Consider the following 20,445-nt stretch of genomic DNA (forward strand, 5'->3'; position numbering starts at 1 on the left):
TTCATTCGTTGAAATCCGTATTCCGCGCCATGTCCTTCACGGCCGTTTCCGCACTTTCGGGCGTTGCATCCGGATGACGAAGCCGCAGGAAGAAGAATTTGAACCGGTTGGCCATCTTGATAAGCACCGGGAAGCACGTCAGGATGAAAAACGTCCCGAAGAGGATACCGTATCCGAGCGTAATGGCCATGGGCAGGACGAAACGGGCGTCGCTGCTGCCTTCGCGGATCAGCGGGAACAATCCGGCCGTCGTCGTCAGCGACGTGAGTATAATGGGCCGGAAACGCGACCGGGCGGCCTCGACAATCGCCTCGTCGACCTTCATCGACAGTTTCAGACAATCGTTGTAGCGGGAGATGAAGACCACCGCGTCGTTGATGATCGTTCCCGAAAGGGCCACCATGCCCCAGATGGTCATCATCGAAAGCGGCACACCCTCGATCCAGTGGCCCCAGATCGCCGACATGCACCCCACGGGGATCATCAGGACTACGAGCGACATCTGAAGCGTCGAACGCAGGTAGATAACCAGTATCATGACGATGACGAACAAAGCGATCATATAGAAACCCTTGATGGTCTGCATTTCGTCGCGCATGTCCTTCATCTGCCCCTGCTGCATGTAGGTAATGTCCGGATAGCGGGCGAGAATCTCGGGCAGGATATGCTGTTCGATCTCCTCCATGACAGGAATCACCGACGCCGAAGCGTCTTCCATATAGGCGTCGACGCGAATCTCCTTCCGCCCGTTGTAATGGTTGATCGAAAGGACGCTGCGACCCAGATCCAGATCGCACAGTTCGCCGAGCGGATAGACGCCGTTCGTCGTGCGGATCATCATTTTAACCAGATCGCCCATCGTCCTGCGATCCGTATCGGGATAGCGGACGTAGAACCACACCTCGTCCTTACCCTCCTGCAAACGCTGCGCGAGCGACCCGTAGAACGCCTCGCGCACCTGCCCCATCACCTGCTGCTGGGTGAGTCCCAGACTGTAGGCCAGCGGTTTGAGCCGGACACGAACCTCCTGACCGCCGAGCTGCGCATTGTCGATCACGTTGTACAGCGCGTCGAGTTCGCGCAGACGGGCCTGAAATTCGAAACTCGCCCGTTCGAGCGTCTCCATGTCATAGCCGAACAGACTGATCGAGACCTGCGCGCCGAAACGGTGTCCGGCGCCGATGGCGAACTTATAGGCCGACGGAATCGTCCCCAGTTCTTTCGATATGCAGGCTTTGATCTCGTCCGTTCCGATCTCCGACTGGTCGAGACGCCGCAGGAAGACCACCACCGACCCGGCGTGGCTGCCCGTCTCGCTGCCCGAAAAAGCGGTTCCCGTGCGCATGTTGATCAGTTTGATGAACGACGGTTCCCGGTAACGCTCCATCAGCATGGAATCGACCCGCCAGACAACGGATTCGATGCGCTTGAGTTCAGCCGTCAACTGGTCGTAATTCGTACCCGGCTTCATCGCCAGTTCGATGTTGAAGCTGTCTTCGTTCATCGACGGCAGGATCGTAAAACCGATGCGGCCGCCGCCGACCAATCCGGCCGTCAGCAGAAAACAGGCGGCGAGCGACGACAACACGACCGACCGGTGTCCGAGAGCCCAGCGGACGAAAGGCAGATAGACCCGTTCGCACAGCGAGCGCATTCCCCGGTCGAATCCGCTGCGGATACGCCCGTAGAACGAAGTGGTCGAAGGCGGCGCCAGAACCTTGGCCGACGCACAGTGGGCCGGAAGCATGAACATACTCTCCAACAGGGAAAACAGCAGGCAGACGATAACGACCACCGCCATTTCGTACATCATTTCGAGATTGCCCTGAATGAAGAGAATCGGCAGAAACGCGACCAGCGTCGTCAACACGGAAACCAGCACAGCGGGCAGCACCTCCATCGTTCCCTCGACGGCCGCTTTCCGCGCCGGTAGCCCCTGCTGAAACCGCGTATAGATATTTTCGCTGATGACGATACCGTCGTCGACGAGGATTCCCACGATGAGGATCATGCCGAACACCGATATGAAATTCATGGTCAACCCCATGAGCACCGCCACGACGAACATGCTGAGGAAGGCCATCGGAATGCCCCACGCCACCCACACCGAGAGACGGAAGCTCAGGAACAGCGACAAACACAACACCACCAGCAGCATACCGGCCAAACCGTTGCTGTACAAAATATTGAGCTGCCCGCGGAGCGTTTCGAGAAAATCGTGCATGAATTCGAGCCGGTAGCCGTTACCGCGCGCGTTGAACTCGCGGATGTAATCGTGCAGATAAGCGGAGATACGCTCCAAGTCCTCGGTCGCCAGATTGTCGATACGGAACATGACGTTGCGCTCGCCGTCGACATAGCTCGCCGTCGGAATGTCCTCGAAGATCATCCGCACGTCGGCCACATCTCCCACACGAATCAGATCGCCGTTGGCATTGGCCCGCACCACGATCCGTTCCACGTCGGCGGCTGAAACCGACCGATAGCGCGAATTGATCTTGATCTCCTCCCGGGGATTTTTGATCTTGCCGCCGTAAATATCGAGGTTGTTGGCGGCAATGGCGTTCTTGATCTCCGAGAAGCTCATGCCGTAACGCTGCAACACCTCTTCACGAACCTCGACGGACATCTCCATCCGTGTCGGATAGCCGATCAGCGTCACCTGCGAGATCAGGCCCGAACCCAGAAAGTCGTCCTCGATACGTTGCGCCGTACGCTTCAACAGCATGATGTCCTCCGGCCCGCGTGTCTGGGTCAGAGCCAGAAATCCGGAAAGCGACGTAGTTTTGGTCTTGGTGATGACCGGATTCTCCGCCCCGGCAGGGAAATTCGAGATTTTGTCTATCGCGTTCTTGATGTCGTTCAACACCACATCGACATCGTAGTCGGTGCGAATGAGTATGGACACGAGCGACTGGTTCTCCATAGATTTGGAGCTGATCTCCTTGACTCCGACCACGCCCCGCAGCGCATTTTCGACGAGCGTCGTCACGCCCTCCTCCATTTCCTTGGGCGTGGCGCCCTGATAGGTCACCGATACGGTGATCAGCCGGGACTCGGTAATCGGGAACGAAGCCTTGCGGATGGAAAACAAGGCTGCGATGCCGAAGACCAGCGTCAGGAACACCAACGCCTGCGCATAGAACGGATACCGAACGAATGCAGTGATTGCTTTTCGCATGACTATTCCGTTTTATCCGACGCCCGACGACCTTCCAGCAAGCCGATCTCCATCCCGTCGGAAGGATTGACCAGCGATTCGGCGACAACGAGCGTTCCGGGTTCCAGACCGCGCAAATAGGCGTAATCCTCATCCACATAAACAACCTCGGCCGGCCGGGCGCGCAGGCGGCCGTCGACGCAGGCATAAACCGTATCGTCGGCGAAGAGCGCCTCGCGCGGCAGGCGCACGACCTCCCTGAGCCGGGCCGCGGCGATACGAACCCGGTAGAGCTGACCCGAAATCAGGTTGCGGCCGGGAGTTTCGACCCGAATGTAGACCTTCACGCGCTGCGTGTTCTCATCTACGAACGGGGCGATGCGGGCGACCGTACCGCGAAAACCGCCCCGTTCGTCCTCCACCGTCACGGCACTGCCGCAGGAAAAATAGCGCACATAATCGGGTTCGACGCCGGCTTCCAGTTCGAGCCGGTCGGTCTGGGTGATGGTGGCGATCTCGCCCCCGACGGAGGCGATGGCGCCGACCTCTTTGTTCACCGTCGCAAATACGCCGTCGAAAGGGGCGTAAACGGCGTATTTGCGCAGATTGATCTCGGCCTGCCGAACTCCGTAGTATTCGGAAATGACATTCCGGACCGCCAGATAAACTTTCTCCTTCGCACTGTTGATCGCCGGAAGCGGCGGCAGGTCCTCGTCGACGGAAAGTCGGTTGAAGAAGGCGCTCCACTTATCCGCCTCCTGCGGAAAGTCCACGGCCAGATCGGAAAGCTGCTGCGAGAGCAGGCTCATATAACGGCTCCGGGCGGCCATCAGCGACGCGCGCGCGTCGTCGTCGTAAAGCCGGACGAGCAGGTCTCCCTTCCGGAAACTCGTGCCTTCGCGCAGTGCGACCGGCCCTGCGACGATGCGGGCGCTGACCTCCGAGCTGAGCCGGACCGTCGCCCCGGCATGAACCTTCGCAAAACAGGAATAGGCGACGTCGTAGTCCCGCAAGGCGACCGTATCGGCCCGGACGTGTACGACGCTCTTCTTCGCCTTGTTCTTCTCGGCGACCGGCTTGGTCACAACCATGTAGCGGTAGGCTCCGAAGGCTGCGATCAGAATGAAAGCGACCAATGCCGCCTGCAATAATCGATGTTTCTTCATATCAGTATCTGTTCGGGAAAATTAACACGGCGATGAACCCGTAAATGCCGAATACGGCTGTCAAGGCCAGATCGACGAGATGGAATGCGCCCGTAAGCCGGCAGCGGTTCAGCCGTTTGACGACGACGAGCAGCAGCACGAAAAACAGATTGACGGGCCAGAACTGCCGTACCGGATTGGGAATGGGGATGAAATGCGCATATCCGGGCGTCAGCATGATGCGGAACGGGAATATCCGCTCTTCGGCAGCGGCGGCCGGCGAATTGCGGTAGTTGTTCACTGCGATCGCGCAACGGTCGACAGGCTCGAAATCGCGGTCGAGGACATACATCGTGCTGCTGTCCCGCCCAAGATTCTTGTACGAGCGGAAATAGCGGTTGTAGGTCAGCATGAACCGGCCGTTGTTCTTCCCGAGAGGCAGTTTTTTCAGCGTGTAGTCGGTCAGCAGCGCATAAAGCTCGTTGTCGGGAGTGAAGATATGGCAGTAAATCTCCCCCGGCACATGGCATTTGATCTGCTTGATCTCGAAATCGTTGTCGATGGCCTTCACGCGCGGTGCGCCGTGGGCCATCAGCAAATGAAACAGCTTGCCGCGGGCGTCGACCACGAAATAGCCGTCGTCGCGGGATTTGATCGTCGAAGGGATGCCGAAGATGTCCCGCGCCGGAGCACGGAACCCGGCTTCGCGCAGCGCCTCGTCGAAAATCCGGCTTTTCTGTGTATCGACGCTATTCGTCGCCGCGTCGATGAACTCGATGCCGCGCCTGCCGATCCGGAAGAGGTCGTGCGGCAGATCGACACCCGGATGTCCGGGACACGACTCGAATAGCGGAGCCAGCGCGAAATCGAATCCGCGGTCCCCGATGAGCATCACGCGGCGCACGCTCCGCAGCACCTCCTGCGTGAGCGGCTCGCCCATGAGCGAGTCGGGCATCATGCCCAGCATCTTCAACTTGCGCGCATTGTCGAAAGGCAGCAGCCGGGCATATTCGTTCTCGGTCAGCGGATTGCCGCTCCGGTCGTAATATACCATGCGGTTGGCTTGCCGGAGCGAATCGTACACCTCTTCGCTGAACACGAAATCGCTCTTCACCTCGCTGTAATAGAGCAGGCGCTTGCCCGCACGCTTCTCGAACCGGCTGCGAAACAGATCGGGCAGATAAAAGCCCAAAATCAGGATGGTGGTGAACACCAGCAGCACTCTTACAATTTTCGCCGTCATATCTACAACTCTCCCTTATTGAACCGACGGGCCGTGAAGAGCACCGAGACACTCGAAACTCCCGTAAGAGCCGCGAGCACCGGCAGAAGCGTCTCCACGTTGCCGACAGCAAATTTTCTCATGAATACCGAAATCAGCAGATAGGCGACGATGAAATAGAAAAAGCGGAACTTTCCCACCGGTTCCATCGCGATCATCGCTATCCAGAAATAGGCCGTCATGCCACCCAGCACCCACGGCATCATCGTCACCAGCGCCGCCCGGATTACCTCGGCGGGAAGGTAGACGGCCGTCAGCCCCACGAACAGCAGCAGGCAGCAGACCAGAATCGCCGACAGCAGCAGAAAACCGTAAAGCACCATGCTGTAAACGACCCGGACCGGTCCGAGCGGCAGATGCAGCGAGAGTTTGATCCGTTTGTCGACCACCTCGGGCAAAAACTGCGACACCCCGATCAGCACGGCCGCGAACAGCGGCACGAAACGGAACAGCGCGAAAAACGCCTCCTTATTGGTCAACAGCCGCGACAAGTAAAACGGAGCGTCATCACGAATACCCCCGGCGACGCCGGCGAATATGCCGACCACGGCTGCAAGTCCCGCCACGAGTGCCACGAGCGCAAACCAGCGGGTTTTGATCCACTCCTTGTATATAAGATGTAAAATCATATCTTTCAGCTATTAAAATCAATTTGCATTCGGGTTTCCGAGTCCCGGCATGACCAGTACGCCCAAAAATCCGTAGATGCCGAACAACGCCACGATCACCAGATCGACGAGCACGAAAGGATTGTCCAGCGGCTCCCTGCGGCGACGTTTGACCGCAACCATGATTCCGGTCAGGCAGACGCTGACCAATAGCCAGAGAAGCCCTTCGGACCCCATAAAACGCAGCCCGCGCCAAGGCGTAAGGCGCACGGTAAAGGGAAACACGATTTGCTGCACTTTATATTTCGCAGTCTGTTCATAGGTGCGGTTACTCACCGTACAACTGTCGATCATCCGGTAATCGACATCCGTAACGTAACAGGTCGTGTGATCGTGATAGGCATAGACGAACTTGTTGAACAGCAACATGCTGTGCATCTCCACCCGCATACCGCGCGTATCGGGCAGCGGAAGCCGGCGGAAGGTATAGTCGCGTCCCATCCGGTACACTTCGCCCTTTTCGGTCAGCATCATGGCAAGGAATTCGGGCCGGTCGGCAAAATTCAGATTACGCACGGCGCATCCTTCCGGCAGTGCGATCCGCTCGACCTCAGGCTCTCCGCCGCACATGCCCATCCGGAAAAGCCCTCCGCGGCTGTCGGTCATGAAATAACCCAGTGTCTCGGCGTCCGTACGATCCGCAGGCGCCCAAGCGCCCGACACCGGAGAGACGAATCCCGCACCGGCGAGCGCGCGGCGGAAAGCCGCCGTTTTCGCCGTATCGACCCTATTCGAGGGAGCGTCGAGGAACTCAATCCCGCCGCGGCCGAAACGGAACAGATCCTGCGTCCGGTAATCGGTCGAAACATAGGACAGCTTGTCCTTCAAATCGAACAATCCGTAGTCCCGGCCTCCGCCATCGCCGAAATAGACCGTATAATCGTGCGCCGACACACGCTCAGGCGTGACGGCGACACCGCAGACGGTTTCAGGCAGACGGCCTTCGTAGATAAGCTGCGAAGCGTTTTCAAGCACGGCCAGCGTATCGACCTGTTCAGGCGTGTAGGCGTTGCCCTTCGAATCCCGGATTTCGTACCGGATGCCGGACCTGTCGGACGGATCGTCGGAATAGATGCTTTTCGAGATGATGAAATCGCCCAGAACTTCCGAATAGACGATCTTTTTATAATCGCCGTGCCACGATGCGGGAACCATGCGGTAGAACCCGGGCAATGCCATGGCGGCCGCGAATGCGGCGAACAGAACGGCGACGACGCGTATGATATTTCGGTACATGGCTATCGTTCTCCTTTACTGAAACGGTACGACGAATACAACAGCAACGGGAAAGATCCCGCAGCGATCACCAGCAGAGGAAGCGCCGACGAAAAATAGGACCCCGGAGCTTCTCCGCACACGACGAACGGAGAAATGAGATAATATCCCGTAACGGCATACAACAAGGCCCGCCAACGATTCGGTTCGAGCGCGACCATGGCGATGAACCCGTAAACCGGATATGCCGCCAGCAACCAAGGCAATACGGACTTCAACGCCGGAAGCGTAATCTCAGCCGGAAACAGAGCGGCGCTTTTCGCAGCGAACAGCCCGTACAGCAGCGCATTGGAAACGGTGACCGCCGCAACGCCGTAAAGGGCCATGCCCAACACCAGCCGCGTATTGGCGACCGGCAGATGAAGCATCAGCCGGATACGCCGGTTCACAGTCTCCGGCAGGTATTGCGTGACGCCGACGCTCGCAGCGATCAGCAGCGGCACATAAAGCAACATGCGATAATAGATCAACGGCGGATTGTCGTACAGCACTTTGAGCATATAGGTCTTGGCCCCGAATCGTTCCATGCCGTTCTCCACCCGGATGAAAACGTAAAAGACCGTCGCCAAACCCAACACGAGCGCCGCAAGGTAAGTCCAGCGGGTCTTGATCCACTCCTTATAGAAAATATGCCAAACTATCTTTCCCATCTGCATCAGTATTTACCCGTAAGTCCGATAAAGGCATCCTCCAAGGTGAGGTTTTCCCGCCGGAAGTTGACGAATCCGACGCCCCGGCACTGCAAAAGCGCGACGATCTCCTCTTCAGAGGCATAGGTGTACAGCTCGCAATGGTTGTTCAGCCGTTCCAGATTGACGACCTCCGGCGCGCCCGAAAGGTCGACCGCTCCCTCGGCCTCGAAGAAGAACCCTTTGAAATCACGCTGGAAATCGGCCAGCGGTCCCTGATAGAGCACCCGGTTATAGTCCATGATCAGGATGTCGTCGATCAGCCGCTCCATATCCTGAATGATGTGCGAGGTGAGAAAAACCGTCTTGCCCCTCGACTTGGCGTATTCGCGCAGGTAGTCGATGAACAGACGCCGGTAACCCGGGTCCAGTCCCAGCGAGAAATCGTCGAGGATCAGCAGGTCGGGGTCCTGAGCCAGAATAAGCCCCAAAGCCACCTGTGCACGCTGTCCGCACGACATGGTCGAGATTTTCTGCCGCGGGAGAATCTTCAGCCGGTTGATCAGGTTGAAATAGGCGTCACGGTCCCATTTTTCATAGAACCCCGAATAGAACTTCTCGATCTGGTGGACATTCATGAACGAATACTGAATATGTCCCTCGATCAGGTAACCGATGCGGGCTTTCGTTGCGGGCGACAGGTTCTGCGTATCCTCGCCGTAGATCAGACACTGTCCCGAGCGGGGAGCCAGAAATCCGTTGAGGATATTGATCGTCGTACTCTTGCCCGCACCGTTCTTGCCCAGCAAGCCGAGAATGCGGCCTTCACCGACCGAGATGTTCAGGTTTTCGTAAACCAGTTTTTTGCCATAGTAGTGCGTCAGGTTGCGGCACTCTATTACATTTTTACGTTCTTCCATCAGGAATGATTAAAAGATTAGTAATTTCCGGATTATTTTTTAATGAAATCCACGCCGCGTCCCGGAAGAATATCTTCGTAGGTGTGCAGATCCTCGCCGGTCAACGTGTTGTAAACGTCGATGGTCGTCGTCTTCTTTTCCCGGTCGTAGAGATAGACCACCGTGCAATCGTCTTGATCCTTGAGCGCCGTGCCGGCAATAAGTACGAAAACATCGACGATCTCGTACTTGTCGTCGTAGAGCCGGAACGGCTTCTCTTCGGGTGCAAACTGCGTGATGTTCAGATAGTCGAATTTCATGATCCTGTTCCCGACGACATAGAACCCGTACCGGGTGGAAAAAGCGCCGAACCACACTGCGGCCTCGCGCCCCACTTCGGCCGGAATGGGAACGACGGTCTTGAGCGTCAGCGGATCGTTGGCCGAGGTGTTCGATTTGGCGTTATACACATACAGGAAATAGTCGCTGCCCTTGCGCACGACCAGATGCATCAGGTAAGGATTGTTGTTTCCCTTGCCGGTAGCTTCGGAAAAGGCCCCGCAGAGTTCGTCGGCCGTCAACCCCGATTCACCGCCGGTCCCGGGAACCGGCGTGGCGGGGTTGTTGTACTGTTGCAGGCAGCCGACCGTTCCGTCCTCATAGAGCACGAACAACGCACGCTTATAGCGCATGAACTGCTTCGAGCCGACGACCTGTCTAATATTTTCGGCCATGACGAACGCCTCGTCGTCGAAGACCGGCGTTTTCGTATCGGTCCCGCTGAACATGTGGATCTTGCCGTTCGCCACCACATACTTGGCTCCGCCCGCAGCATAGAATGCCGACGTGATTTTCACATCGGAAGCCTTTCCCACATAAACGCGGCCGTTGACCAGCGAAACGATTTCGCCCATATTGGCCGTAAAATCCTGATCGCCGTCGGTATCCACCATGCTGACCGTAGCGCCGCACGAGGGACTTTTGTCGGTGAATACCGCCAGTTCGGATTTCGCACAGACCGCCCCGACGTAGCGCCCCTCGATGCGCTCCGAACTTCCGTTCACCCGGGCGACCATGCCGGAAAACCAGCGGGTGAAACCGTTTTTCGGCGAGATCGTCGAAGCCGACGTTCCCGTCGTCTGGATCGACATCCATTCGACGCACCCCTCTTCGGTCTCGTACAAAGCGAGGAATTTGGGCGTGTAGCCGTTCAGCACCTTGAATTTGAAAGTCGACCGGAATTCCAATCCGTTGAGTTTGTTTCTCACCACGAAACTCCCCGGAATATCCGTATTGAGTTGATACGATTTCGGGAGGTAGATTTCCCAATCGAGGTTTTTCTCGGTAGCGATCACCTCGCTTTTACCCACGATCCACTCGTATTCGTAATCCGTCTCGTCGCACCCCTCAGGCAGCACGACCGTCGGTTCGCAGGTGAAGCGGTCGCCCAGATAAAGGTCGCTTTCGACCTCTACGCCCTCGACCGAAACCACATAATCGGGATCGGAGCCGATCTCGCCGTCCCTGTCTCCGTAGCACGACACCGCCGCAAGCGCTGCCAAAGCCAATATATATGTTCTGCTGTTCATGATCATTCAACCGTTAGCGTCATTCATCGAAAAATATTCTGTTACCCGTCGTCTGGTCGTAGACTTCGTTCTGCTCGAAATATTCCGTGCAGACGGCGATCCAGTAATCCAGAGCGAGACTGGTTCCGGCATCCTTCCAGTCGGGATCGGTGATGCCGCTGACCTCCAAAAATTTGGCGCATTTCACCGGATGATAGGTAAGTTTGCTGAGTTTGGAGGTATTCTCCCAGAAAGCAGGCGGCGTATTGACGTTCTTCACGAACGACACCTCCACCCACTGATATTCGGGCAGTCCGGACACGAAATTCTCGTTCGGAGTCAGTTCGATGCGGAGTTTGTAGTCGTCGGTCTCGTTGAGCCGTGCGACATGGATCGTCAGCGGAAAGGTATCCTCGTAAAGCCCCTTGCGGAGAAGCTGCTTTTCGTCGAGCGTATATTCCACGCCGTTGACGGCATACTGCGACAACTCTTCGTTGACCCGGACCCGGTATTCGCGGTCGTGCTCGTAATCAATGACCCCGGTCAGGCGTACCGGAATATCCAGCGTGTAGTCCCCGGCTCCCACGCCCAAGAAATAGGCGTTGAACGCATAGGACTCGGGATAAGTTCCGGGCCGGAATTCGCCTTTGGCGATGTTGAGCGAAACACGGTTCGCATCATAGACCTCTATATCGCGTTCCCGGCACGCCCCCGACAGACAGACCGCTGCGACAAGGAAACAAATCATCCTTCTATTCATGGCATTTACAGATTAATTACCGAAATCGTTTTCATTGTCAGGCCGCGGGAAAGTATATGCCTGCGGAGCTATCGCAATGGTGTTGCCGTTGTAATTTCCGTTGTCCACACGGTCCATATTGAGCCGCTTGTAGTAGAAAAACAACTGCCCCTCACCCTTGAAATCGCAAATATATTCGCGTGTCAAGGCCGTGCGCAGCGCATCGGCGGATGTCGATGCGTCGAGTTCCGCAATACCGCGGTGACGCTTGAGCGTATTGATGTAGGACAACGGTGCGGGATCGAGCTGCGGAGCGTTCATCACGGCCTCCTCGGCAATCAGATACATTTCGCTCAGTTTCAGCATCGGAGTGCATGCCTTGGGATATTTGTAGCTGTCAGCCGCCAGCGAGGAACGTTTGTACTTGATCAGATTGATCTTATTCATCGAATTGTAAGCGAGCCATGCATTCAGACGCAGGTCGTCCGCCTCGTAACAGTTGGGCGAGGTTACTATATCTTCGGAAAGCCCTTCGTAATAAGCCCGTGCGCTCGCCGTGATCCGATCGTTGTCGAGGGCGAACACCAGTTCGGGCGTGAAGATCCGGTTCGATCGCAGCTCCTCGCCGTAGGGATCGGTCTCGGCGATCTCGGGTGCGGTGATAAACCGGAATTTATCCGATCCGACGACCGTCTTCGCCTCGTCGTAGGCCGTAGCGTAGTCGCCCGTGTAAAGGGCGATACGCGCACGCAGCGCACAAACGGCATAATAGTTCATACGTTTGGTGCGGTCGTAGGAGACATACGGATCGGCCGACTTGCGTGCGACGACGATGGGGTCGCGGGTTTCGAGCAGGGATTTCGCCTCCGCGAGCTCATCCATCAACTGCGCCAGCAGCCGCTCCGACGTATGGCGTTCACCGATCGTCGCATCCCAAGAGGTTTTCCACGGGACATTGTTCGATTCCGCATTGACGGCATACGGTTCGTTGAACATCCGCACCAGATCGAAGTACATATAGGCGCGCATGGCGAGCATCTCCGCGAGCATGATCTCCCGCACCCCCTCTTCGAACAGGGTCCGTTCCTCGTGGCGCAGTTTGTCGATGACCAGATTGGCGTTGAAGATGTTGTTGTACATCGTGAGCCAAAGGTCGTCGATAATCTTCTTCGAATCGTCGCTCGCATAGTCGTAGGCCGCCCATTTGCGGCGCTTCTCGTTGTTGGCCGACACGGTATACTGCCCGGTCAGCGGTTCGAGGGCGGTCAGCGCCACATAACCGCCGTACAGATTGGCGTCGCCCATGTTGATGTACACGCCCGTTACCGAATTGTAGTAGCCCTCGGCCGCATCGAACATGTCGTCGATGTCCACCTCCGATTTGGACGTCACGTCCAGCCACTTGCCGCACGATGCGAGCAACAGTACGAACATCACGGATATTTTTGCAAGATTCTTCCTTTTCATTGCTGTGCCGTATTAAAAGTTGACCTGAGCCGAAAAACTGATCGTCCGTGCATAGGGATATGCCAAACCGCGCTCCTGACGGATCGTCGACAGGTAAAAAAGTTCATTGGCCGTGAGTTGGAGCCGCAGCATGGAGATTCCCTTCCATCCCCAGCGTTCGACCGGGAAAGTATAGGCGACGCGGAGCGACGAGAGCGACAGACGGTTCTCGCGCTGGACGAAACGCGACGTGGAGCGCGTCGGGGTCGTATCGTCGATGGCCTTGTAGCGGGCGATCTGCCCGGGCTCCTTCCAACGTTCGGTCAGCGCCCGCACGTCGTTGTTCACCGAAGGATCGGCCCCTTCGATCTTTTCATGCAGGGTGAAGTTGTAGCGGTCAGCCCCGAACGAATAGTTGAAGCTGGCGCCCACCTCCAATTCCTTGTAGCGGAAGTTGAAGCCGGTGTATCCTTCGAGCGCGGCCTCGCCGACACCGATCGGGACCATATCCTCGTATCTCCAGACATCGGTCCGCTCGCCGTCCTTCGTCAGAAACTCCTCGCGGCCCGTACCCGGGTTGATTCCGAAACTGCGAACGCCGTATATCGTATTGAGCGACTCCCCTTCCTTGAAAAGAAAGACATTGGCGTCGCTGCTGCTTTCGGCGCGTTCGCCCACCATCTTGTTGTAGTTTTTCAGCGTATTGGAAATTTTGCTGAGGATGTTCGAATTATGACGCCCGTTGAACGTCACCGAGAAGAGCATCTCTTTCGTGCGGACGGGTGTCACCGAGAGCGAAAAGTCGATACCCTTATTCACGATGTCGCCCTGATTGACCTTCAATTCGGAGAATCCGATCGACGGTGCGATGGTTACCGACGTGAGGCTTCCCTCGGTCGTGTTGTAGTAATAATTCATGTCCAGATTCAACAGTCCCTTGAGCACGGTCAGTTCCAGTCCCACGTTGCGGTTGAACGTCTTCTGACATTCGAGGTCGGGATTGCCCAGCACCGAAACGCTCGTACCGAACAGATTGCCGTAAACCGGTTTGAGATAGGTGTACATGCTCTTGGACTGGTTCTGCGTAAAATTCTGGTTGCCGGTGGTTCCGATATTGGCGCGCAGGGCCAGCAGCGAGAAGACGCCCCGGTCCTTCATGAACCGCTCGTTGTGAATGTTCCAGCGCACACCCGCCGACCAATAGGGCGCGGTCTGCTGCTTGCTGCCGTAGATCGAAGAACCGTCGATGCGTCCCGTCAGATCGACCAGATAGCGGTCGTCGTACGAATAGTTGGCGTTGAGATAGGCACCCGCCGAACGAACGATGGACTCGTTGCCCGAAGGACGGGAGTCGGGTTCGTACTGCACGGCATAAGAGACATAGTCGAGCGCATCGTCCATGAATCCCGTAACGACATAGCCGTCGCTCTCGCGGTTGACCTCGCGCAGGTCGCCGCCCACCACCGTCTGGACCAGATGCCGGTCGAACTGCTTGGTATAGGAGAGCATCAGTTTGCCGGCAAGCGTCATGTTCGTATCGTTATTCAGCGTATATTTGCCCCGCGCATAGAGCACGCTGGGATCGTTCACATCGTTGTCGTTGTCGCGGATATAGGAATAGCTCATGGGCGACAGGTAGATGTCCGTGCGGTTGAAATCGCTGCTCACCGAAAAGTCGCCGCGCACTTTCAGCCCGGAAACGATCGTCCAGTCGATCGCCGTGTTGTTCGTGACATTGGTCACGTCGCCGTGCGTGAAACTGCTCAGGTATTTCGCTTCGTAGACGGGAGAGAGCTGCGACGACGAAACCGCGAGTTCCATTTCCTCCGGAGCCACATTGTAGAGCGACAGCGTACGATAATAGGCGCCGTCGGCATCCTTTTCCCGGTGATAGGGAAGTGTTTTCGAGTAACTGGCGAACGATCCGTAAGGCGACTCGTCGCTCCGGGAGATGGAAAACTGCAAATCGTTGGTGATTCGCAGGCTCGAATGCGAATAGATCAGTTTCGTACCGGCCCCGTAGGTCGTTCGGCCCGATTCCTTCATCACGCCGTTGTTCTGTCCGAGCGACAGGTTGACCTGATAACGCACGTTTCCCTGATTGGCCCGCAGCCGGTTGACGCTGCCCTCGATGATGACCGAATGACGGTGTTGAAGGCCCACGCGCAGCGGTTTCGAAAGCCAGTAGGTATCGACGCCTGCAAGGATCTCCTTGCGGATCAGGTTGTAGGAGTTGAGGTAATAGCCGCCGTCCTCCCCTTCGCGCGCAGGGTTGAAGAGCCCGGACAGACGTTGAAACTCCAACGCCTGCGATGCGTTCATCAGCTTGTACGACGACAGGTCGGGAATGTTCACGCCGCCCGTAAGCGTATAGCTCACGCGAAGCGCTCCGGGTTCGGGGCTTTTGGTCTCGATCACGATCACGCCGTTGGCAGCCCGCGAACCGTAAATGGCCGACGCCGAGGCGTCTTTGAGAATCGTCACGCTCTGAATGCGGTTCATGTCCAGATCGTAGACCTGCTGAACCTTGACCTCGAAACCGTCGAGAATGAAGATCGGCAGGCTGGTCATCGTTTTCAGCGTACTGCCCGAGATCTCGGGGAAGCTGTTCTGTCCGCGGATTTCGATCTGCTCGGGGATATAGTTGGGGTCGGAACCGAACATCCCGCGCACGTCCACGACCTGAAACGACGGGTCGAAAACTTTCAGGGCGTCGAAGAAACTGTTGTTGTTCACCGTCCGCAGTTCATCGCCCTTGACCAGCACGGCCGTTCCCGTAAAACTGTTCTTCGCCTTGGGCATATATCCCGTAACGACCGTAGCCGCGATGTCGTTCACCTCGGGTTCGAGGTAAATGTCGAACGAACTCTGGTTGTTCACCTCGATCGTCTGTTTTTTCATGCCCATGCACGACACGATGACCGACGTGCGGCCCGACGGCAGCGTCAGGCGGAAGCACCCCTTCTCATCGGTCGAAACGCCGTTGTGCCCGACACCCTTCTGCACGACCGAAGCATAAGCGACCGGATTCTTGTTCTCGTCGAACACCGTTCCCGTGATTACGAATCCGGCCGGCCGGCCGGCGGACGCCGCGGCGGTTTTCTGACGGGGGGGGGAAATCACGATCGTCCGGTCGACGATATTGTAACTCAATCCGGCTGAAGCGCAGAGCCTGTCCAGCGCCGTGCGCAGGTCGACGCCCGACACCTTTAAACTGACCTTGCGGCTGTCGTCCACATTCTGATTCACATAGAAGACCTGATAGCCCGACGCCTTCTTGATCGCCTGAAAGACCTCGCTCAAAGGCCGGTCGGTCACGTCGATCGTGATATTCTGCGCCCGCACCAGACAAGGAGCCAACACTACGACCGTTACAAACAACAAGCGCATGAGACGCTCCGCAACAGTCTTCTTCACTTTTTCCGTATATGCAGCCATGATGATTTTTAAAGTTTAGAATGCCTGAATTACGTTTACGGAACCCTCCGGAATCGGCCATGTGTACCTGTCGGCCGTCACGGTCAGTTCCGTGCCGTCGGATTTGGGAATTCGGGGGCTGTTCAGCCGCTTGTAGTAGTAGAACAACTGTCCCTCGCCGAAAAACTCGCGGCGGTATTCCAGTTCGATGGCGTCGAGCAGCTCTGCGACGGTCAGTCCGGAGGTTTCGAGCTGCTCCGCCACCGTCGGAATGTCGCGCGCCTTCTGCAACTCGGCAACTCTCGCCGCCGCGTCCGCTATGTTGTCGGCCGACTGGCGGACGAGCGCTTCGGCCTCGATCAGGGCTGCCTCGCCCAACTTGACGAAAGGAATGCGGCAGGGCAGCACGCTCTCATTTCCCGCCACCGACGTGTAGCCGTTGAGAACGGAGTTCTCGCCGAATTTGTACGCCATGAACACGCGTGACGGATCGCTGTTGTCGAACCAGTCGCGGTAACGCGTATCCTTCGGATTGTCGAACAGAGCGGCATAATGCTTCGTCACGGATGCTCCGTCCCGGCCGTAAAGCGAAGCCGCCGACCGCGGGAACCCCCCGGGAAGCGTCGCGATGCCGAAAAGATGCTCGCGCGAGAAACTGTAATCGTCGCCGTATTCGCCCGGACCGAAATAATAGAACACCCGGTAGCGCTTCTCGACTTTCGTCTGGTGTTCGAAAGCCCGGGACGCATAGGCTGCGGCCTGTTCATAATCGCCCTTATACAGGTAGACGCGGGCCAGCAGCGTTGTCACGGCATAGTAATTCAGACAGAAGGTGCGCAGCCGCGAGTCGATCTCCCCGGGGAGCACGGTCCCCAGCGTAAAGCCATTCAACACGGGATCCGCCGTTTCGAGTTCCGATGCGGCCCGTTCGAGATCGGCGATCACCCTGCCGACGAACGCCTCGGTCGAGAGCGGCTCGGAAGCCGTCATTCCGAAACGGACCATATAGGGCAGTCCGACGAAATCCGGATCGACGGCATACGCCGGATGGAACAGCCGCAGCAGTTCGAAGTGCAGGGCCGCACGCAATCCGTAAAGCTCTCCCGTGATAATCCGCTTCCGGGATTTCGAATTGAACACGATCTTCGTAGTTTCGATATGCGCAATCACGTTGTTGCAAGCAGCAATGGCCTTGTACATATCCACGAACGTCTGTTCGATGGCCGTGCGGAACGCGGCATCGGCGTAGTCGAGATCGGCCGCGGCCCGGAAATCCGTGCCGGCGGGCTGAAAGTTCTGTCCCATGAATTCCAGTTCGCCGACCGAAAGCATGCGCCCGTAGAGGCTTTCCGCGCGCAACTGGGTATAGACATCGGTCAGGGCGTTGAGAAAAGCGTTTTCATTGCGGAAGAAACGATCTTCGGAGACCGAGGTTCCGTCGGGAGTCGTATCGAACCATTCGCTGCACGACACCGACGCGACGCATAAGAACAACAGCAGGTATATTTTTTTCATTTCGTATCTTCTTTAAGCGGTTAGAAAGTCGCCCGAAGCGACAGCGTGACGGTCCGCGTATACGGATAGACCGTTCCGCGCTGCATGTCGACGTCCGAACAATAGAAGAGGTTGCTCCCCGTGAGGTAAAGGGCCAGATTGCGCATGTAAAGCTTGCCGGCGGCCTTGGCCCCGAAAACATACCCGATCTGCACGGCCGAGAAATTCAAGGCGTCGAACCGTTCCACGAATCGTTGCAGCCGGACCGGTTCGCCGTCGAACGCGCGGCGGTATTTCGGGTTCATCGCCCGCCGGTCGAGGTTGTAGAGCGGACTGCCGAACTGCACATCATACAACGTCCGGTTGAATGCCTGTCCGCCGATCCGGTAATCGAACGCGGCTCCGAAATGCCACCGGCCCCATGCCACGTTGACGCCGAAATTGCCTTTCAGGTCGGGGTCCGCACATCCCGCCGCAACGGATTCGCCCGCAGCCCGTTCGGTCGTTCCGTCGAACGAACTTTCCGCCGCATAGATAGCATTCACGGACTCGCCCTCCGACAGCGGAGCCTCGCCCTCCGACAGCGTTCCGTTATACCACGCTGCGAAGAAGCCCGGCAGTTCCTCGATCCGGTTCCGGTTGTGGCTGCCGGACGTGAAAGCCGAGACGGAAAGTCCCGGACGGCTGTAAAGAGTCGCGTTCAGGTAATATTCCAGCCCCGAATTCCGGACCCGTCCTCCGTTGGATACGTTATGCCGGTAACCGCTCGCCAGCGGCAGCCGATCGACAATCATGAGGTCTTTCGAATCATTGTTGTAATACTCGACGCGCAGCCGGAGCGCATGCGCGAACTCGGCCTGCAACGCCACGCTGCGGCTCACGAGCGTACGCCATTTCAGATCGGGATTGGGCATCTGATCGACCGAAGCCCCGACCAGATAGTAGTTGTAGACATACTCGTTGTCGATATTGCTGCTGTAAGCGACCACATAATCGGAATTCAGGGCATCGACCGCTCCCGAAGTGCCGATCGACGCGCTCAGCGTCAGGCGGTCGATCCAGTCAGCCCGGCGCATGAAATGCTCCCGACCGATGTTCCAAGCCGCCGACACGCCGTAAAACAGGGCCGTCCTTTCACCGGGCGCAAGCAGCGACGAACGGTCGAGATGCGCCGTTCCGGCAACCGTATAACGCTCGTCGTAGGAGTAGTGCGCCGAAAGCGTTCCGCTCACCGTCCGGTCGTAATAGCGCCAAGCATAAGGCGCCGCATTCGGATCGTAGGCCTTGGTGAAAGAGATGTAGCCCATCTTGTCCGAAGGGATTCCCACGCCGGCATAGCTTTCCATATTGTAAGTGCCGCTGAAAATCCCGGCTTGCAGCGAAGCGCCGTAGGACGACCGGCCGCACGAACCGCGATAGGTAAGATCCACCGCCCCGTCGTAGGTCTGGATCGACGACCGTGCAATTCCGTAACGTCCCGTATAGGAGTCGGTCGTCAGCGACGCATAGCGTATCGAACCGGGCGATACATAGGTGTCCGTGCGGATGAAGTCGCGCACGAACGAGAAGCGTCCGTTGACCGAAAATCCGGCTCCCATGTCCAGCGAAAGGCGTACGTTGTCGAAGATCGAATAGGTCCGGCATTTGTTGTGCGAGCCGAGCGTCAGTTCGTAGAGCGGATTTTCGAACCGCACAGCATCCTCTTCGTGCCCCATCGTTTTGAGGTATCCCCCATGCCCGTTATCGGGGTCGAGCCAGCGGGGTGTGCGGGCATAGTCGCCCAGCGTACCGAAGAGTTTCGAATTTTTCTCCGTTTTGTCGTAAGTCAGATCATTCGAAATCCGGAACGACTTGTAACGATACTCGATATAGGCCCCCAGACCGAGAATATCCTTTTCCACACCCTCGACGACGCCCTTTCCGGAGGGAGCGATGCGCCCCGTCAGGGCATATTTCACATTGTCGTCCCCGCCGTCGACGGTTATCTTGTGCCGGTGCCGGAAAACGGTGCGCGTGAGCCGATTCAGCCAGTCGACGTTCTTTCCCGACGCCTTGTGCTGCTGCATCGAGGCGGCGCTGCCCGTCGTAAGCCCCTCGCGTTCGACCAGCGCGAGCTGCTCCGAAGCGCTCATCATGTCGTAAGACCCCAGATCGGCCCATTCCACGATACCGTCGAACATGTAACGCACTTTGAGCGGCCCCTTGACCGGCTTCTGCGTCTTCATCTCCACGACGCCGTCAGCGCCCCGGATACCGTATTGGGCCAGCGAAACGGGGTCTTTGCGGATAATGATCTGCCGGACGTCGTTGATGTCCATATCGAAAAACTTCCGGGCGTCGACCAGAGCCCCGTCGATAATGTACACGGGACGCGACGGTTTGACCGCCTCATCCCGGGCCCACCGTTTCGAACCGCGAACGGTCATGTCCCCTGCCCCGTAAACCGGGTCGGAGCCATGCTCCTGCTCCCACGAATTACTGATCGAAGGATCGTAAAATGAAATGGCCTTCCACAGGTCGACGGGATCGACCGCCCGGATCTGGGAGGCCGTAATCACGAGATCGCCGGCAGCGACACGATCCGTCTGCACGGGCAGCCGCAGCACGGCGGAATCCCGCACGGGAGACTTCGCAGCAGCGGTTCCGCACCACACGACCAGCATCAGATGCAGCCAGAAACGAGCCGAACGGCAGACATTCAGAGCGTAGATTTGCTTCATCAA

General features: G+C 57.4%; 13 protein-coding genes. All 13 read right to left on the reverse strand.

Annotated elements, in window-relative coordinates:
* Window position 1: 1 nt before the first annotated feature.
* Genes BN5935_RS12985 through BN5935_RS13045 form a run of 13 tightly spaced genes read right to left on the reverse strand, consistent with a single transcriptional unit; the run spans window position 2 to window position 20,442 of the window.
* Window positions 2–3,181, reverse strand: coding sequence for an efflux RND transporter permease subunit (locus tag BN5935_RS12985; RefSeq protein WP_064976469.1), 3,180 nt, complete (start codon window positions 3,179–3,181; stop codon window positions 2–4).
* Window positions 3,182–3,183: 2 nt separating this feature from the next.
* Entirely contained in the window at window positions 3,184–4,326 is a 1,143-nt protein-coding gene (locus BN5935_RS12990; RefSeq protein ID WP_235821106.1) for an efflux RND transporter periplasmic adaptor subunit, read from the reverse strand.
* A gap of 1 nt (window position 4,327) precedes the next feature.
* Window positions 4,328–5,548, reverse strand: a complete 1,221-nt coding sequence (locus BN5935_RS12995; protein ID WP_235821107.1) for a DUF4857 domain-containing protein — start codon at window positions 5,546–5,548, stop codon at window positions 4,328–4,330.
* 2 nt (window positions 5,549–5,550) lie between these two features.
* A complete protein-coding gene (locus BN5935_RS13000; RefSeq protein ID WP_064976471.1) occupies window positions 5,551–6,216 on the reverse strand; it encodes a hypothetical protein in 666 nt (221 codons plus the stop codon).
* A gap of 18 nt (window positions 6,217–6,234) precedes the next feature.
* Window positions 6,235–7,491, reverse strand: coding sequence for a DUF4857 domain-containing protein (locus BN5935_RS13005; protein WP_064976472.1), 1,257 nt, complete (start codon window positions 7,489–7,491; stop codon window positions 6,235–6,237).
* A 2-nt stretch (window positions 7,492–7,493) separates the two neighbouring features.
* Window positions 7,494–8,180 (reverse strand): hypothetical protein, encoded by a 687-nt coding sequence (locus tag BN5935_RS13010; protein WP_235821108.1) that lies wholly within the window; start codon window positions 8,178–8,180, stop codon window positions 7,494–7,496.
* Between the two features lie 5 nt (window positions 8,181–8,185).
* Complete coding sequence (locus tag BN5935_RS13015; protein WP_064976474.1) at window positions 8,186–9,079, reverse strand: ABC transporter ATP-binding protein; 894 nt, start codon at window positions 9,077–9,079, stop codon at window positions 8,186–8,188.
* Between the two features lie 32 nt (window positions 9,080–9,111).
* Window positions 9,112–10,647: a hypothetical protein gene (locus BN5935_RS13020; protein ID WP_147625839.1), complete on the reverse strand. Its 1,536-nt coding sequence runs from the start codon at window positions 10,645–10,647 to the stop codon at window positions 9,112–9,114.
* Between the two features lie 19 nt (window positions 10,648–10,666).
* Window positions 10,667–11,374: a DUF4843 domain-containing protein gene (locus BN5935_RS13025; RefSeq protein ID WP_064976476.1), complete on the reverse strand. Its 708-nt coding sequence runs from the start codon at window positions 11,372–11,374 to the stop codon at window positions 10,667–10,669.
* Window positions 11,375–11,398: 24 nt separating this feature from the next.
* On the reverse strand, window positions 11,399–12,832 hold the full coding sequence (locus BN5935_RS13030; RefSeq protein WP_235821109.1) for a RagB/SusD family nutrient uptake outer membrane protein: 1,434 nt from the start codon (window positions 12,830–12,832) through the stop codon (window positions 11,399–11,401).
* Between the two features lie 12 nt (window positions 12,833–12,844).
* On the reverse strand, window positions 12,845–16,249 hold the full coding sequence (locus BN5935_RS13035; RefSeq protein ID WP_064976478.1) for a SusC/RagA family TonB-linked outer membrane protein: 3,405 nt from the start codon (window positions 16,247–16,249) through the stop codon (window positions 12,845–12,847).
* Between the two features lie 15 nt (window positions 16,250–16,264).
* Window positions 16,265–17,743 (reverse strand): RagB/SusD family nutrient uptake outer membrane protein, encoded by a 1,479-nt coding sequence (locus tag BN5935_RS13040; protein WP_064976479.1) that lies wholly within the window; start codon window positions 17,741–17,743, stop codon window positions 16,265–16,267.
* A gap of 20 nt (window positions 17,744–17,763) precedes the next feature.
* A complete protein-coding gene (locus BN5935_RS13045; protein ID WP_064976480.1) occupies window positions 17,764–20,442 on the reverse strand; it encodes a SusC/RagA family TonB-linked outer membrane protein in 2,679 nt (892 codons plus the stop codon).
* Window positions 20,443–20,445 lie beyond the last annotated feature (3 nt).

This window comes from Alistipes provencensis (genome assembly GCF_900083545.1).
Lineage (GTDB): Bacteria > Bacteroidota > Bacteroidia > Bacteroidales > Rikenellaceae > Alistipes > Alistipes provencensis.

Coding starts and splice junctions, on each gene's coding strand:
- BN5935_RS12995 (WP_235821107.1), bottom strand. CDS start 5,548: ATGACGGCGAAAATTGTAAGAGTGCTGCTGGTGTTCACCACCATCCTG.
- BN5935_RS13010 (WP_235821108.1), bottom strand. CDS start 8,180: ATGGGAAAGATAGTTTGGCATATTTTCTATAAGGAGTGGATCAAGACC.
- BN5935_RS12990 (WP_235821106.1), bottom strand. CDS start 4,326: ATGAAGAAACATCGATTATTGCAGGCGGCATTGGTCGCTTTCATTCTG.
- BN5935_RS13035 (WP_064976478.1), bottom strand. CDS start 16,249: ATGGCTGCATATACGGAAAAAGTGAAGAAGACTGTTGCGGAGCGTCTC.
- BN5935_RS12985 (WP_064976469.1), bottom strand. CDS start 3,181: ATGCGAAAAGCAATCACTGCATTCGTTCGGTATCCGTTCTATGCGCAG.
- BN5935_RS13005 (WP_064976472.1), bottom strand. CDS start 7,491: ATGTACCGAAATATCATACGCGTCGTCGCCGTTCTGTTCGCCGCATTC.
- BN5935_RS13025 (WP_064976476.1), bottom strand. CDS start 11,374: ATGATTTGTTTCCTTGTCGCAGCGGTCTGTCTGTCGGGGGCGTGCCGG.
- BN5935_RS13030 (WP_235821109.1), bottom strand. CDS start 12,832: ATGAAAAGGAAGAATCTTGCAAAAATATCCGTGATGTTCGTACTGTTG.
- BN5935_RS13045 (WP_064976480.1), bottom strand. CDS start 20,442: ATGAAGCAAATCTACGCTCTGAATGTCTGCCGTTCGGCTCGTTTCTGG.
- BN5935_RS13015 (WP_064976474.1), bottom strand. CDS start 9,079: ATGGAAGAACGTAAAAATGTAATAGAGTGCCGCAACCTGACGCACTAC.
- BN5935_RS13000 (WP_064976471.1), bottom strand. CDS start 6,216: ATGATTTTACATCTTATATACAAGGAGTGGATCAAAACCCGCTGGTTT.
- BN5935_RS13040 (WP_064976479.1), bottom strand. CDS start 17,743: ATGAAAAAAATATACCTGCTGTTGTTCTTATGCGTCGCGTCGGTGTCG.
- BN5935_RS13020 (WP_147625839.1), bottom strand. CDS start 10,647: ATGAACAGCAGAACATATATATTGGCTTTGGCAGCGCTTGCGGCGGTG.